General features: G+C 44.9%; 19 protein-coding genes and 1 riboswitch. Of the genes, 4 read left to right on the top strand and 15 right to left on the bottom strand.

What is annotated here, in order from left to right; genetic code table 11:
• Nucleotides 1-91 precede the first annotated feature (91 nt).
• Nucleotides 92-241: riboswitch (FMN riboswitch) on the bottom strand.
• A gap of 115 nt (nucleotides 242-356) precedes the next feature.
• Nucleotides 357-860 (bottom strand): tRNA (cytidine(34)-2'-O)-methyltransferase, encoded by a 504-nt coding sequence (locus HMPREF9389_RS00360; RefSeq protein ID WP_002931385.1) that lies wholly within the window; start codon nucleotides 858-860, stop codon nucleotides 357-359.
• A gap of 339 nt (nucleotides 861-1,199) precedes the next feature.
• Here HMPREF9389_RS00360 and trkA point away from each other — a divergent pair, with 339 nt between their 5' ends.
• Nucleotides 1,200-2,549, top strand: coding sequence for a Trk system potassium transporter TrkA (gene trkA / locus HMPREF9389_RS00355; protein ID WP_002931386.1), 1,350 nt, complete (start codon nucleotides 1,200-1,202; stop codon nucleotides 2,547-2,549).
• A gap of 4 nt (nucleotides 2,550-2,553) precedes the next feature.
• A complete protein-coding gene (locus tag HMPREF9389_RS00350; protein ID WP_002931387.1) occupies nucleotides 2,554-3,993 on the top strand; it encodes a TrkH family potassium uptake protein in 1,440 nt (479 codons plus the stop codon).
• A gap of 50 nt (nucleotides 3,994-4,043) precedes the next feature.
• Here the strand turns inward: HMPREF9389_RS00350 and yidD are convergent, their stop codons facing one another.
• From yidD to HMPREF9389_RS00285, 14 genes are all read right to left on the bottom strand, one after another.
• A complete protein-coding gene (gene yidD, locus HMPREF9389_RS11910) occupies nucleotides 4,044-4,298 on the bottom strand; it encodes a membrane protein insertion efficiency factor YidD (RefSeq protein WP_080560800.1) in 255 nt (84 codons plus the stop codon).
• Complete coding sequence (locus HMPREF9389_RS00345) at nucleotides 4,295-5,023, bottom strand: pseudouridine synthase (protein WP_002931389.1); 729 nt, start codon at nucleotides 5,021-5,023, stop codon at nucleotides 4,295-4,297. The genes yidD and HMPREF9389_RS00345 overlap by 4 nt, the downstream gene beginning before the upstream one ends.
• On the bottom strand, nucleotides 5,010-5,579 hold the full coding sequence (gene scpB, locus HMPREF9389_RS00340) for an SMC-Scp complex subunit ScpB (protein WP_002894610.1): 570 nt from the start codon (nucleotides 5,577-5,579) through the stop codon (nucleotides 5,010-5,012). The genes HMPREF9389_RS00345 and scpB overlap by 14 nt, the downstream gene beginning before the upstream one ends.
• Nucleotides 5,572-6,282 (bottom strand): segregation/condensation protein A, encoded by a 711-nt coding sequence (locus tag HMPREF9389_RS00335; RefSeq protein WP_002931394.1) that lies wholly within the window; start codon nucleotides 6,280-6,282, stop codon nucleotides 5,572-5,574. The genes scpB and HMPREF9389_RS00335 overlap by 8 nt, the downstream gene beginning before the upstream one ends.
• A 2-nt stretch (nucleotides 6,283-6,284) precedes the next feature.
• Complete coding sequence (xerD, locus tag HMPREF9389_RS00330; protein ID WP_002931397.1) at nucleotides 6,285-7,016, bottom strand: site-specific tyrosine recombinase XerD; 732 nt, start codon at nucleotides 7,014-7,016, stop codon at nucleotides 6,285-6,287.
• Nucleotides 7,013-7,474 carry a cyclic-di-AMP-binding protein CbpB gene (gene cbpB / locus HMPREF9389_RS00325; RefSeq protein WP_002894606.1) on the bottom strand — a complete coding sequence of 154 codons (462 nt, stop codon included), beginning with the start codon at nucleotides 7,472-7,474 and terminating at the stop codon, nucleotides 7,013-7,015. Before cbpB ends, xerD begins: the two co-directional genes overlap by 4 nt.
• Nucleotides 7,471-7,992 carry a metallophosphoesterase gene (locus HMPREF9389_RS00320; RefSeq protein ID WP_002923538.1) on the bottom strand — a complete coding sequence of 174 codons (522 nt, stop codon included), beginning with the start codon at nucleotides 7,990-7,992 and terminating at the stop codon, nucleotides 7,471-7,473. Before HMPREF9389_RS00320 ends, cbpB begins: the two co-directional genes overlap by 4 nt.
• Complete coding sequence (locus HMPREF9389_RS00315; protein WP_002931398.1) at nucleotides 7,971-8,975, bottom strand: nucleoside-triphosphate diphosphatase; 1,005 nt, start codon at nucleotides 8,973-8,975, stop codon at nucleotides 7,971-7,973. The genes HMPREF9389_RS00320 and HMPREF9389_RS00315 overlap by 22 nt, the downstream gene beginning before the upstream one ends.
• Nucleotides 8,972-9,766 carry a glutamate racemase gene (gene racE / locus HMPREF9389_RS00310; RefSeq protein ID WP_002931399.1) on the bottom strand — a complete coding sequence of 265 codons (795 nt, stop codon included), beginning with the start codon at nucleotides 9,764-9,766 and terminating at the stop codon, nucleotides 8,972-8,974. Before racE ends, HMPREF9389_RS00315 begins: the two co-directional genes overlap by 4 nt.
• Nucleotides 9,767-9,863: 97 nt before the next feature.
• Nucleotides 9,864-10,112: a YneF family protein gene (locus tag HMPREF9389_RS00305; protein ID WP_002894600.1), complete on the bottom strand. Its 249-nt coding sequence runs from the start codon at nucleotides 10,110-10,112 to the stop codon at nucleotides 9,864-9,866.
• A gap of 56 nt (nucleotides 10,113-10,168) precedes the next feature.
• Nucleotides 10,169-11,419 carry a diaminopimelate decarboxylase gene (locus HMPREF9389_RS00300; protein ID WP_002931400.1) on the bottom strand — a complete coding sequence of 417 codons (1,251 nt, stop codon included), beginning with the start codon at nucleotides 11,417-11,419 and terminating at the stop codon, nucleotides 10,169-10,171.
• A gap of 104 nt (nucleotides 11,420-11,523) precedes the next feature.
• On the bottom strand, nucleotides 11,524-12,207 hold the full coding sequence (locus HMPREF9389_RS00295; RefSeq protein ID WP_002931401.1) for a Bax inhibitor-1/YccA family protein: 684 nt from the start codon (nucleotides 12,205-12,207) through the stop codon (nucleotides 11,524-11,526).
• Between the two features lie 25 nt (nucleotides 12,208-12,232).
• The gene (locus HMPREF9389_RS00290) at nucleotides 12,233-12,724 is read right to left on the bottom strand and encodes an HD domain-containing protein (RefSeq protein WP_002931402.1); all 492 of its coding nucleotides are present in this window, start codon (nucleotides 12,722-12,724) and stop codon (nucleotides 12,233-12,235) included.
• A 44-nt stretch (nucleotides 12,725-12,768) separates the two neighbouring features.
• Nucleotides 12,769-13,509 carry a TrmH family RNA methyltransferase gene (locus tag HMPREF9389_RS00285; RefSeq protein ID WP_002931403.1) on the bottom strand — a complete coding sequence of 247 codons (741 nt, stop codon included), beginning with the start codon at nucleotides 13,507-13,509 and terminating at the stop codon, nucleotides 12,769-12,771.
• Nucleotides 13,510-13,593: 84 nt separating this feature from the next.
• Here HMPREF9389_RS00285 and HMPREF9389_RS00280 point away from each other — a divergent pair, with 84 nt between their 5' ends.
• Both HMPREF9389_RS00280 and yidC read left to right on the top strand, forming a co-directional pair.
• On the top strand, nucleotides 13,594-13,872 hold the full coding sequence (locus HMPREF9389_RS00280; RefSeq protein ID WP_002897016.1) for an acylphosphatase: 279 nt from the start codon (nucleotides 13,594-13,596) through the stop codon (nucleotides 13,870-13,872).
• 81 nt (nucleotides 13,873-13,953) lie between these two features.
• Nucleotides 13,954-14,877 (top strand): membrane protein insertase YidC, encoded by a 924-nt coding sequence (yidC, locus tag HMPREF9389_RS00275; protein WP_002931404.1) that lies wholly within the window; start codon nucleotides 13,954-13,956, stop codon nucleotides 14,875-14,877.
• Nucleotides 14,878-14,895: the final 18 nt, after the last annotated feature.

Raw genomic sequence — 14,895 nt, forward strand, 5'->3', positions numbered from 1 at the left:
AGGCAACTGAAAAAAGCTTGTCAGCTAATGATTATTTAGTATAAGGCTCAGCCCTTAAATAAAGATTAAACGGCAAGATTGCTTCACTGCCTCTCGTCTTCTCCCATCCAGACTATACTGTCGGTTGTGGAATCTCACCACATCAGCTTGCGCTCGCGGACTTGATTTGGCATTGAGAAAAAACATTTTCCAGCCAAAAGTTACCGCCGGTCGGGAATCTCACCCTGCCCTGAAGACATCATTATCATAACAAAAAAAGCCTGCCAGAGCAAGCAATTTGATTGATGTAATTAAAAATGTTTCAACAATAGTATTCTATCTATTAGAAAAATTACTGCTTAGATACATTCATTCCACTACTTCAGCTTGTCCACTTCATACTCATGTACCAAATCTAAGCCAGCAAAATTCTGCTGGCGCAGAGCTTCATAGACAATCATGCAGACAGCATTCGATACATTAAGGCTGCGGACATGCTGGTCGTTCATGGGGATACGCAGGGCCTTTTCTGGATAACGACGCATAAATTCTTCTGGCAACCCCTTGTCCTCACGACCAAACATAAAATAGTGCGAGCTTTCTGCTGCAAAATTCTCCTCAGAATAGACCTTCTCCGCAAACTTAGAAATCAGATAAAGTCGGCCGTCCATCTGCTCCATAAAATCTTCTAAACTATCATAGTAGGTGATGTCCAGCTTATCCCAATAGTCCAGCCCCGCCCGCTTCATCTTGCGGTCATCAATGGGAAAGCCCATGGGCTTGATGATGTGAAGCGGCGAATTAGTCGCGGCGCAAGTACGGGCAATATTGCCGGTATTCTGCGGAATCTGAGGCTCAAAAAGAACGATATGATTTTTCATAATAAGAATATTTTCCTAGTATTTTCTTTAGATAAAAAAATAGCCACACTGCCCGGAGTCAAGCTCAGCAAACAGCGTGGTTAAGGCTTCATTAACTTACATCACAACAGGTTTGAGGTAAACCAATGAAGGTACTCATTTAGTATAACACTTTCAGCCTACAAGTCAATAAAAACGGCTCAAAAAAATCTAGTTTTTTTTAAATTTTCATAGGAAGACACCATTTTTGTAAAAAAATATTCGGAATTCTATAAACAAGCAAGCTATTCTGTATTTTATAGATGAAATTTAAATGAAAAAAGAGTATGATAGATACATACTTTGGAGGAATCTAAACTTATGAAAATTATCGTTGTTGGCGGCGGGAAGGTCGGAACGGCCCTCTGTCGCTCCTTAGTGGCTGAAAAACATGATGTTATCCTAATTGAGCAGGATGAGGCTGTTCTCAACCAGATTACCAAGCGCTATGATATTATCGGTATTTCTGGCAATGGAGCCAACTTCAAAATCCTAGAACAGGCAGATGTTGGGCACTGTGACATTTTCATCTCTATGACCGAGCATGATGAGGTCAACATGGTTTCAGCGGTCCTAGCCAAGCGGATGGGGGCTAAGGAAACTATCGTCCGAGTGCGCAATCCTGAGTATTCCAACCCTTACTTTAAGGAGAAGAACATCCTGGGCTTCTCGCTAGTGGTCAATCCTGAGCTCCTAACTGCTCGCTATATTGCTAACATCATTGACTTTCCTAATGCCCTGTCAGTAGAGCACTTTGCCAATGGCCGGGTGGCACTGATGGAGTTCAAACTCAAGGAAGACAGCAATCTCTGCCAGATGAATATTTCCCAGTTCCGTAAGAAATTTGGAAATATCATTGTCTGTGCTATTGAGAGAAAAGGGCACTTGGAAATTCCTGATGGTGACTTCACTTTGGAGGCCGGGGACAAGTTCTATGTAACAGGTAACCGCCTAGACATCGTTCAATTCCACAATATGGTACGCCCTAGAGTGGTTAAGAGCCTGATGATTATCGGGGCAGGCAAGATTGCCTATTACCTGCTCAATATTCTCAAAAACAGTAAAATTGAGCTCAAAATCATTGAATCCAACCGCGAGCGGGCAAACTTTTTCAGTCAGGAATTTCCTGATCTCTATGTCGTCCATGGTGATGGTACTGCCAAGGACATCCTGCTGGAGGAACGCGCTAATAACTTTGATGCCATCGCTACCCTGACTGGTGTAGATGAAGAAAATATCATCACTTCTATGTTCCTTAATAATCTAGGTGTACAGAAAAACATCACCAAGATTAACCGGACCAGTTTGTTGGAAATCATTGATAACCAAGATTTTGCCAGCATCGTGACACCTAAAGGTATCGCTGTTGATACCATTATGCACTTTATCCGTGGTCGCTACAATGCTCAATTCTCTAACCTAGAAGCTCTGCACCATGTAGCCAATGGCCAAATTGAAACCCTGCAATTCCAAATCAAGGAAGAAAACAAGATGACTGGTATTCCTCTGTCTCAGCTTCATCTGAAGAAAGATGTCCTGATTGCGGCCATTATCCGTCAAGGCAAAGCCATCTTCCCTACCGGTGATGACGACCTGCAAGTTGGAGATAAGATTATCGTTACCACTCTGCTGCAAAATATCACGCAGATTTACGATCTGTTAGCGAGGTAGGCCCATGAATAGATCTATGATTCGCTACCTGCTGGCAAAATTACTGCTGATTGAGGCGGCACTGCTGATTGTGCCCATTATCGTAGCTCTAATCTACGGTGAGCCTTTAAAGGTCTTTCTCTCTATCGGGGCAACCATGGCCATCCTGCTAGTTTTAGGTGGCATAGGCTCTTATTTCAAGCCCAAGGACCTACATATCTACGCCAAGGAAGGTGTCCTGATTGTAGCCCTGTGCTGGATTCTCTGGTCCTTCTTCGGAGCTCTGCCCTTTGTTTTTTCCGGGCAGATTCCAGACGTTATTGATGCTTTCTTTGAGATCAGCTCCGGCTTCACCACCACGGGAGCGACTATCCTTAACGATGTCGGCGTTCTCTCCCATTCTCTGCTCTTCTGGCGCAGCTTTACTCACTTAATCGGAGGGATGGGAGTGCTGGTCTTTGCCTTAGCTATTATGGACAATGCTAAAAATGGCCACTTGGAGGTTATGAAAGCAGAGGTACCTGGACCAGTCTTTGGCAAGGTCGTGTCCAAGCTCAGGAGTACGGCTCAGATTCTTTACATCATCTATCTGGCTCTCTTTGCTATCTTTGCTCTGCTTTATTTCCTAGCGGGCATGCCGCTCTTTGACAGTCTCGTCATTGCCATGGGAACTGCTGGCACAGGAGGATTCACCGTTTATAATGACGGTATCGCCCACTATAACAGCTCGCTGATTACTTATCTAGTCAGCTTTGGAGTTTTAGCTTTCGGGGTCAACTTCAATCTCTACTATTACTTGCTGATTCGTAAGTTTAAAACTTGCTTTGAAGATGAGGAGCTCAAGGGCTATCTCTGGATTGTATTTCTTTCCACAGCCTTGATTGCCTTTAATGTCTTCCACCTCTATCAAGGCTTTGCCAAGAGCGTGGAGATTTCCTTCTTCCAGGTAGCCAATGTCATCACAACAACTGGATTTGGCTATGGCGATACAGTCAAATGGCCGCTCTTTTCTCAGGTTATCCTGCTCTTGCTCATGTGTATCGGGGGCTCAGCTGGATCAACAGCTGGGGGATTTAAGGTCATTCGGGGGATTATCATTTCCCGTATTGCTAAAAATCAGATTCTATCTACCTTATCACCTAATCGCGTCCTGACCTTGCATGTCAATGGTGCGGTCATTGACAAGGATACCCAGCACAAGGTACTGAAATACTTAGCTGTTTATATCTTGATTGTTCTAGCTCTCATTTTCATTGTCAGCTTGGATAATGATAATTTCATGACGGTTGTCAGCGGGGTTCTCTCTTGCTTCAACAATATCGGCCCCATGATTGGGACGACAGATACTTTTTCTATCTTTAGTCCTTTTTCCAAACTGCTGCTAGCCTTTGCTATGATTGGCGGTCGTTTGGAAATCTACCCGATTCTCCTGCTCTTCCTGCCTAAGACTTGGTCTAGAAGATAGGAAATATTCGGAGAATATAGATATATATAAAAGTCACACTAGATACTTATCTAGTGTGACTTTTTTCTTGAATTATTTCTTCTCAGGCTGAAATGGTCTGGTACAGAATCCTCTCCTGGCTGAGACCAGGGATGACAGCGGAGAATGCGCGCCAAGCCCATTAAAACTCCTTTAGCACCATGCTTCTGGATAGCCTCTATCATATAGTTAGAGCAGGTGGGCCGAAAGCGGCAAGATGGAGGGAAAGCAGGCGATATGAAGCGTTGATAAAAGCGGACAGGAGCAATAAGCAGTTTCTTTATCATTTCTTGGTCTTGGTTACAGCCAGTGTATGCAGCTGGCTGACTTCTTTTTTATTGAGCTTACGATACTCACCAGGCTTGAGGCCAGTTAAGTCCAAATGACCAAATCGAGTCCGTGAAAGCTTATCCACTTGCAATCCGACCGCCTGAAACATCTTCTTGACCTGATGGTTACGGCCTTCGTGGATTGTCAGCTGAACGACCGAGCGATTTTTCGCCGGATCAACCTTGATAATCTCATAAACCGCTGGCTTGGTTTTGCGCCCCTCTATCTCAATACCGCGAGTCAGAGGACGAAGAACTTCTTTATTGGCCAATCCTTTGACACGGGCCACATAGACCTTGTCAATCTCATTGCGGGGATGAATCATCTCGTCGGTAAAATCTCCGTCATTGGTCAGAATGAGAATACCAGAAGTATCCCAGTCCAAACGACCGACCGGATAAATTCGCTCCTTGACCTGAGGCAAGAGCTCCACGACCGTCTTACGTCCCTTGTCATCACTGACAGAGGAAATGACCCCGCGCGGCTTATTGAGGAGGTAATAAACCTTCTCTTCATTGTAGATAGGTTGGCCTTCTATTTCCACACGATCGCCAGACTTGACGTTTGTCGCCAGTTCTCGTACCACTTGGCCATTTATACTGACCTTCCCCTGCCTGATTAGCTCTTCTGCCTTACGACGACTGGCTATCCCAGCATGAGCGATGTATTTATTGATTCTCATCGATATCTGTCCTTTCAATAAAGAGCTGGCTTTCTTCAGCAACTAGCTCTGTTTCTTCGACAATCGGCAGCTCATCTAGGTGATTGATTCCCATATAGTCTAAGAAATAATCCGTTGTCACATAGAGATTTGGCCGACCAATGACTTCCTTTTTGCCATCTTCTCGAACCAGTTCAAAAGCTAAGAGCTTGGCCAATGCACCACTGGAATTAACCCCGCGGATGTCATCTATTTCTACCCTTGTAATCGGCTGCTTATAGGCAATGATAGATAAGGTCTCCAGTGCTGCCCGCGACAGACTTTGATTGATTGGCGCCCGTGAATAGGCCCGAAGAATCTCAGCAAACTCTGGCTTTGTGACCAGCTTGTATGTCTTTGAAGTTTCCAGCAGGGTCAGGCTAGAGTCTGGATTGGCTTCATATTGCTCAGCCAACTTCTCCAAACTCTGAATAACCCCGGTCGGCGGCAAAGATAAGATTTCTGCCAATTGATGAACCTTGAGTCCATCTTCTCCCGCCACAAAAAGCAGGGCTTCAATCTCTGCTAACTTACTCATTTCCTCTTCCTACTAAATAAATATTTCCAAAATTTTCTTCCTGAATGACTTGCACTTCCTGCACCTTGACCAATTCCAATGTCGCCAGAAAGAGAGTGATAATTTCATTCATATCCTTGGTCTCTGCAAAAATCTCCTGCAGAGCCAGACGGCTCTTACCAGCACAACGCTGACGCACCACTTCCATCATGTCCTCAATCTTGTACTCGTCTCGCACAATGGTTGTATGGCTCTTAGAAAACTCCTCTTGCTTCTTGGCTATAACCTTGGAAAAAGCCAAGAAAAGATCAATCGTTGACTTGTCATGCAGGAGCTCAGCATCCTCATAAACCAGCTCTAGCTTAGGCTTAGAATAATAAAGCGCCCGGTCATCATGCTGGAGCGACATTTTCTCACCCAAGAGCTTGAACCTGCGGTATTCCTCGATCTGGCTCAAGAGGTCTTGCTCCAAATCATCTTCCAGCTCAGCATTATCCGCCACCTTAGGCAGGAGCTTGCGGCTCTTAATCAGCATGAGCTGGCTTGCCATGACCATGTACTCGCCCGTCACTTCCAGCTTCATGGTCTGCAAAGTAGCCACATAAGCCAGATACTGCTCGATGACCTCCGTAATGGGAACATCATAAATATCCACCTGGTACTTAGATACAAGGTGGAGCAGCAGGTCCAACGGGCCTTCAAAATCTTTTAGTTTGATATCCATTTTTATCTGTATTTTTCTAGTGTAATCATGGTTTTCAAGCCCAAGTCTTGGGCAATATCATAGAGGCCAATCCCCTTCTCCCGCTGGCGCAAAATAAACTGCTCACGCAGGCTTTGGGCAGATAGACTGGCTTGTCCCTGCTCAATCAAGAAGGCCTCTAGCTGACGGAAGCCCCATTGACGAGAATAGGATTTGCCGTTTTTCTCAAATAAATATGTCCCTGTCAGATAGTCTTCTAACTCACCCGTCAGGCTCTCAGGAATCTTGATGACCCGCTTCTGACCGGCCTTTTCAATCTTCAAAACCTGAAAATCAAGATTGACATCTGCCACTCTGACCTGCAAAATCTCGCTGGGCAGCAATCCCATTTCCAAGATAAGAAGAGCCATCAGCCGCCCCCTGGGAACGCTTGATTCCTGCCAAAAAGCAGACAGATCCAGCAGTTCATTTTCCTGCTCCTTCGATATGGAAACCTTGGGCAGGACCAAGCGGTAGAACTCCTCAATAAGCTGCTGCTGATAAAGGAAGTAAAGAAATTGATTGACTGCTGAGAGTTTCCGCTTCTGAACAGCTGCCTTAAAATCCTTGATGGAGGCCTGATAAATCCGCAGATTGGTCTCGGTAATCCGGCCATGTACTTCCTCGATAAACTGCTCCAAATCATAAGAATAGGCAATTTTAGAATTTTCTGAGATGTTTTTTTGATTTAAAAACGGTCTAATGTATTCTTTCATTTTTTGCGAATTTCGTACTTCTTGCTAAAGCCGTGCAACAAAGAATTGACAGCTTTCAAAATGGACTTTCTAGTAATAATTCCGTAAAAATGCTGATCCTCGCCCACAACCGGCAGGAATGACTCGTCGACCAGCTTATGAAGTACATCTGATACAGTATAATCTGGCCCAACTGTCAAGTCGTCCATTTTAGTCATGTGGACGATATCGGTCATCATGAATTCCTCTTCTGGCAAATCATGGCGCATGCGATAGGACATGATGTCGGTCAGGGAAATCGTACCAACAAACTTTTTATCTGCTGTCACGACTGGTACACGTGAGTATGTCATCTGGCTCAATAGTAGGATAGCATGATCCACATTGTGGGTGTCAATCATAACCGCCAAATTTTCCCCAGGCGTCAAAAAAGTTTCTTCATGTTCCAGCAGATAGTCTTCAAATTCCTTAGCAATCATCGGCTAAACTCCTTGGACAAGCTTGGATAAAGTTCATGATTTCGCGTATAGAAATCAACTTTAAAGCGGTCATCATCAATCTCTACCTTAGCGTAGAGACGTTCGTTGATCAGGCCGCGTGGCTGGCTGATGGAGCCCGGATTCAGAAAGAGCGTTTTGCCCTCCATTCGAGCATCTGGGATATGCAGGTGACCATAAAGGCAGATGTCTGCATTAACCTCTTGCGCCCACAAATCCAGCTTTTGAAAAGAAAAGTTGATATGGAAGAGATGCCCGTGAGTCTGGGCAATAATGGTCCCCGCCAAATCTGTCACCAATCGTTCTGGATAGCCGTCGTAAAAGTCCATATTCCCTGCAACAACCTGAATCCCTTGCCATACCTCATCATCAGAAGGAAGCTCAGAGTCTCCGTTATGGAAAATCGCATCTACTTTTCCTATATAATGATTCCTAATCTCTTCAACAATAGCACGGTCGCCATGAGAATCACTCATGACTATAATAGTTTGCTTTGCCATGCTGGAAATACCTCCACTAATTTCTTAACTGCCTGAGCCCGGTGAGATTGCGCATTCTTTTCTTCCATCGTCAGCTCGGCAGACGTTTTTCCTGTTTCTCCCACTAAGAACAAGGGATCATAGCCAAATCCATTTTCCCCTTTTGGCTCATGGGCTATGTAGCCCGGCCAATCCGCTTCAACTACCAGAGACTCCCTGTTAGGACTAGCCACCACTAGGGTCGTATGAAAATGGGCAGAGCGGTCCTTGATATCAAACACCATAGCCAACTCATGCAGGAGCTTGATGTTGTTTTCATCATCTGTCGCGCCTACTCCAGAGAAGCGAGCCGACCAGACTCCTGGCAAGCCGCCTAAAACATCAACCTGCAGACCTGAGTCGTCAGCTAGCACCATTTTACCGGTCAGCTTACTGATTGTCTCTGCCTTGAGCCGCGCATTTTCCTCAAAGGTGGTTCCAGTCTCTTGCACTTCTGGCAAATCAGGATAATCATTGAGATTTTCAACCTTATAGCCCAGCTTCTCAAAGAGTTTGCGAAACTCTGCTGTCTTTCCTTCGTTGCGAGTCGCAATCAAGATGGTATCTCCGACAGCCATCTCAGACTCCTGACCCTGACCAAAAAAGTCGGTCATCTTAACCCCATCCTTGGACAGGAAGAAGACCTTGCGCAGCAAGTCCTTTTCTGTAATTAGAATAGCCCCCTTATGACTGGTCGCCTTAAACTCTCGCTCCTGACGGTCGTTAATCATATTGAGGACAAACTGGATATAGGACATAGGTGAGCCGTATTTAACCACAACTGTCGTAAAGGCGTTATATTCTTCATCCAAATCCCGCTCAATCAGCTCACACAACTCTGCATCAATATGCTCCAAGAGCCTGTAAGGGATGTCGTTGAAATGATAGCCAGCCTTGCGAAAGCGGGTCCATTCCCCGATATACCAATTGTTCTCGTCAATGTATTCATAAATTTTATTTGTCATAAGCTTACATGCTCCACATTCACTTTCAGGCCCAGCCAGCTTTCTGCAATCTCCGAAAAGCTCTTGGCATTGGCGGTTGTGTAAAATTGGTGATTGAGCTCCTGTTTTTCCCGGCTGCGGTTGATTTCAAAGTAATTGAGCAGGACAGAAATATCCCGTACGCACTCTGCCCCGCTGTCAATCAGCTTCACATTTGGTCCCATCCTATTTTGAATAATAGGCCGGAGCAAGGGATAGTGAGTACAGCCCAAGACCAGGGTATCTACCCGGCCAACCAGAGGCTGGAGGGTTTCATAGACAACTTTTTTGGTAAGACTGGAATGAAGTTCATTGGACTCTACCAAAGGTACAAACTTAGGGCAGGCCAAACTTTCCACCTGCATCTCCGGCGAGAGCGCTTCAATCTTCTGACGATAAATATCAGAAGAAACAGTCATTGGCGTTCCAATAACACCGATGCGGCCACTGGCAGTTGACTTAATAGCTGCACTAGCCCCCGGCAGAATCACGCCCAGTACTGGAATATCCAGCTTTTCCTTCACTTCTTCCCAGACAACGGCAGTCGCAGTATTGCAGGCGATAACAATCATCTTAACATCCTTGGTCAGGAGGAAGTTGACCAACTGCCAGGTATAAGCGCGAATCTGCTCAGCAGGCCTAGGACCGTAAGGAGCCCGCGCTGAATCTCCGATATAAATGACCTCTTCGTGGGGGAGCTGCCGCATGAGCTCACGGACTACAGTCAAACCGCCCACTCCTGAGTCTAAAAAACCGATTGGTCGATTATCCATAAGGTCTTCTTTCTAAAACAAGGGACTGGAAGCTGATTCCAAATCCCCATTTTTTATAGATTTTCTCTACTGGTATTAAAAGCCAGCCACTAGAAAATTATTTTTTCTTTTTGCTCTTAGCAAGCGCAGCTTTCTGCTGGCTGATAATTTGACGATAGACTTGCTGTACTTTCGCTTCATTTGGCCGTTGGCCGCTAGCGCTAAGCAAGGTCCGAACTGCTTCTACATTCAAACGCGGATTTTCTGCAAATTCCTTCTCCACTTGACGACGAAGCAGATACATACCCAGAATCACGCCCCCAGCAAATGCTGCCATAATCAAGAAAATTGCTAAAACTAAATTCATATCGAGAACTCCTCTATTTCCATTTTTACATTGCTCTTCATTATATCAAATTTTCTCTATTTTTCAAAATCAAAGCCATATAGTGTCGCAAAATAATCTTCTGGTTTTTCAGCCCGACGAATCATGCGAACATTGCCATCTTGTTCCAAGAGAATTTCGCTGGAGCGGAGCTTGGCATTGTACTGATAACCCATAGAAAAACCATGAGCCCCCGTATCGTGAATCACTAGTGTATCGCCAATTTGACTGACGGGAAGCGAGCGATTAATGGCGAATTTATCATTATTCTCACAGAGACTGCCGACAACATCCACAATCTCTGTCTCACCATCGGGTCGATCCATATTGGTAATGTGGTGATAAGAACCGTACATGGCAGGACGCAGCAGATTGACCGCAGAGGCATCCACTCCCAGATAGGTTCGGTAGGTCTGCTTCTTATGGGTAACCTTGGTGACTAGCAGGCCATAAGGCGCCAACATGAAGCGGCCAAGCTCCGTATAAATCTTGACCTCTCCTAGACCAGCTGGAGTTAGAATAGCTTCATAGGCCTGACGAACTCCTTGACCAATGACCGCAATGTCATTTTCCTCGCCATCAGGTTGATAATTAATGCCAACACCGCCAGATAGATTGATAAAGTCCAGCTCAACTCCTGTCTCAGCCACTACTTCTACAGCCAGCTCAAAAAGCTGACGGGCCAGTTCAGGATAGTAGTCATTGCTGACAGTATTTGAGGCCAAGAGAGCATGAATGCCAAACTTCTCAGCTCCCAACTCCTTGAGCTCTTTGAAAGCCTGAATCAGCTGGTCCTTAGTCATACCAAACTTGGCTTCTTCTGGATTATCCATAATGCTGGTTCCCAGCTCAAAGACACCGCCAGGGTTGTAACGGCAGGAAATAATCTTTGGAATACCAGCAGCCTCCTTCAGAAAGGCCACATCTTCATAGGCATCCAGATTGATAGTCGCTCCTAGGTCACGCGCAAACTGAAATTCCTCAGCTGGTGTGTTATTGGACGAAAACATGATATCCTGTCCAGCAAAGCCCAGCTTTTGGCTCATGAGCAGCTCAACGTAGCTAGCACAATCTACCCCGCAGCCTTCTTCTTTGAGGATTTTTAAAATAGCAGGATTGGGAGTGGCCTTGACAGCAAAATACTCTTTAAAACCTGGATTCCAAGAAAAGGCCTTATGCAAGGCACGCGCTCTTTCCCGAATTCCTTTCTCATCATAAAGATGGAAAGGGGTTGGAAACTGAGACGTAATCTCAGCTAGCTTGTCACGACTGACAAAAGGAGTTTTCATACTATTCTCGCTTTCTATTTGCTGGATTTATTATACCATAAATCCATAGGAGAAACAAAAAGCACTGGAGCAAACGTCCAATGCTTAAGTCATATTTAACTTAGTTATTTGTTTCTTCCAAAAATACGCAGCAAGCTGAGGAAGAGATTAATGAAGTCCAGATACAGATGCAGAGCCAGAGAAATTGCCCAGCCATTTCCTGGATTGCCATTGGTCTGCTCATAGACGTAGCGAATCTTCTGATTGTCCCAAGCGATGAGTCCTGAGAAAATAAGGACACCAACGATACTGATGATAAAGTCCAAGCCACTGCTTCTCAAGAAGATATTAAGGACGCTAGCAGCGATAATACCAATCAAACCGGCCATACAAGCTCTGCCCATTCCAGAAAGATCCTTCTTGGTCACCTTGCCGATGAAGCCCATAGCAAAGAACATCACGGTCGTTGTCAGAAAGGCTAAGAGAACAGTTGACTGAAGATACAGGGCCATGATAATACTTAAGGTAAAACCATTGATGGCTGAATAAGCTAAAAACATAGGCAACGCCGCTGGGCTATTGCTCCGAGCAGTTCCAGAAGCTACCAAAACAAAGATAAACTCAGCTGCAATAGCCGCATAGAAAATCCAGGTGGAGCCTGTCAGAACAGAGATAATAATGTCCTGAAAGAAGTTCAGCATTGAGAGGGATACGATTGCTGAGATTCCGATACCGACACCAACGATAGAATAAATCTTGGCATAGAAAGAATTAATATCTGATTGATCTTGAATAATAGAATGATTCATAGTTACTCCTTTTATAATAAAACATTTACGGTTTCAGCATCTTTCGATGAAAGAGCTTGCGATTACCGCTCTTGCGTCTCCAAGGTGCAGTCGCTTCCTTGACGGCCCAATACTTGTCCACCATCGTCACAACGAATGATTCTTTGTAGCGAGGCGGTGCCAAAGTCAGGCCCCACATATGCTTGACGATAATGTCCTCTTCGACTTTATTAAGCTTAGTAATCTTACGAGCATTGCGAACTGCCAACCTCGGATGAACCCAAGCATGACTCTTCTTAAACTTGGTCACACGCCAGTCATAGTAGAATAAGTCATGAAGCAGGGCACCGCGTGCCGTGCTGCGGGCATTCCAACCAAATTTTTTGGCAATTCTGTAACTAGTATAACTTACATTGATGGAATGTTCAAGTCTATTGGAATGAATATGATGGGGAATTTCTTTCAGGCGCTGAACACTGGGCTTTTCAATCAAGTGCCCAACATAGGCCATAAACTCCTCGTCCTTTTTGTAAGGCATAGAATCACCTCCCTTGCCAACTATTATATCTCTTTTTCTGATTTTTAGCTTAAATGAAAGATTAAAATACCAGCAGCGACAGCAACATTGAGACTCTCTGCCTGCCCCTTCATGGAAATATGGACCAGAATATCAGCTGCTACCGTCATTTCTGGACTAATCCCCTGCCCTTCATTGCCCATGACTAGGACAAAGCTCTCTTTACTGACCACCTCTCTGTAATCGATAGATGTTGACGACAAGGTCGACGCTAGAATTGGCAGACTGGAAGAACGAGCCAGCCTAATAAAATCAGCCGTATCGATCCGATAAACTGGCAGATGAAAATGGCTCCCCTGCATAGAGCGCAGCGTTTTTAGGTTATAGATATCTGCTGACGCGCTAGAGATGAAGACTCCATCAAAGCCAGCTGCATCAGCTGTCCGAATGATGGTGCCGACATTACCTGGATCCTGAACGTTCTCCAAGAAAAGATAGCGCCCACTTAACTCCGATGGTATTTCTTTCCTTTCAAAAGCCACTTCTGCGACAATCCCCTGAGGCGTCTTACTATCAGCCAAATCTGCTAAAATCTCTGGACTGACAAAGATTACCTGAGAAAAATCAGCTAATCGCTCTGCGTATTCTGCTAAAGCAAAAATCCTAATCAGCTCTGCCCCGTTGCTGACAGCTTCCTCAAATAAATGCCAGCCCTCGATCAAATAAGAATCCTTGCGGTATTTTTTGTGATGAAGTTTTTTAGCTTTTTTTACCACATTATTGGCTTTTGAGGTTATAATATTCATAAGAACATTATACCACAATTTAGCAGACTTGCACTCATACTGAGGGCTTAAATCCCCTCGGTCCGCTCACTAAAGGAGGATGCCATGCAGAAAGTAAAAATGATAGCCCAAGGACGAGTACAAGGGGTCGGATTCCGCTGGGGAGTTTATTCTCTAGCGCTGGAAATCGGAGGTATTACCGGCCGGGTCTGGAACAACGACGACGGTACTGTTGGCATTCTGGCTCAGGCTGATGACCCAGCTCTGATGGCCAAATTTATCCAAGAAATCCGCAAGGGACCGACACCTTTTTCTAAGGTCAGTTATTTGGATGTCACTATGGCCAATTTCGACTCCTATCCTGACTTCAAAATTTCAAATTAGGTCTGCAGAACTATTGTATATTTTGCAAAAAAACAGTAGAATAGATAGGTATTATTTTTTAGAAACAAAGGATATGAACTCGTGAAACATTTCAAACGCTTTTTATTCTCCGGTATGGGACTGGCTGCGCTTCTTTTCCTGTCTGGCTGTGTGGGCCGCGATAAGGCCGGCAATCCTTCTGGTCTGATCTGGGACGTGATTGGTCAGCCTATGGCAGATGGTATCCAATTTTTCGCCAAGAATTCAGGCCTAGGCTATGGGCTGGCGATTATTATCGTTACGCTCATCGTGCGGATTATCATTCTGCCGCTGGGAATCTATCAGTCTTGGAAGGCGACGCTTCAGTCTGAAAAGATGAACTACTTTAAGCCGATTTTCGCCCCAATCCAAGAGCGAATCAAAAATGCCGAGACTCAGGAAGAGAAAATGCAGGCTCAGCAAGAACTGATGGCTGCTCAAAAAGAAAATGGACTCAGCATGTTTGGCGGTATAGGCTGTCTACCTCTGCTCATCCAAATGCCTTTCTTCTCAGCCCTCTTCTTTGCAGCCCAGTATACTCAAGGGGTTGCAGGCAGTTCCTTCCTCTGGATTAAAGACCTGGCCAAAAGCGACTGGGCTTTGACTGTCATTGTCGGTATCCTCTACTATATCCAGTCGGTGCTCTCTCTGCATGGTATTGAAGATGAAACTCAAAGAAACAGCATGAAACAGGCTTCTTACATGAGTCCTATCATGATTGTTGGTTTCTCATTCTTATCTCCTGCCGCAGTTACTCTCTACTGGGTAGTTGGTGGTTTCATCCAAATCATTCAGCAATTTATCATCAACTATATCATCCGACCTCGCCTGAGAAAACAGGTAGCAGAGGAATTTGAAAAAAATCCTCCTAAAGGTTTGAAAAAAGCTAGCCGGGCTAAAGATGTCACTCCAAAAGCTCAGCCGGCTATTGAGCAAAAGAACAAAAAGAAAAAGAACCGCAATGCTGGTAAGCAACGGTCAAGATAAAGAAAAATTCTTCTAGTA

Origin of the sequence: Streptococcus sanguinis SK355 (assembly GCF_000212855.1) — a bacterium.
In the GTDB taxonomy this organism is placed as follows: Bacteria; Bacillota; Bacilli; order Lactobacillales; family Streptococcaceae; genus Streptococcus; species Streptococcus sanguinis_A.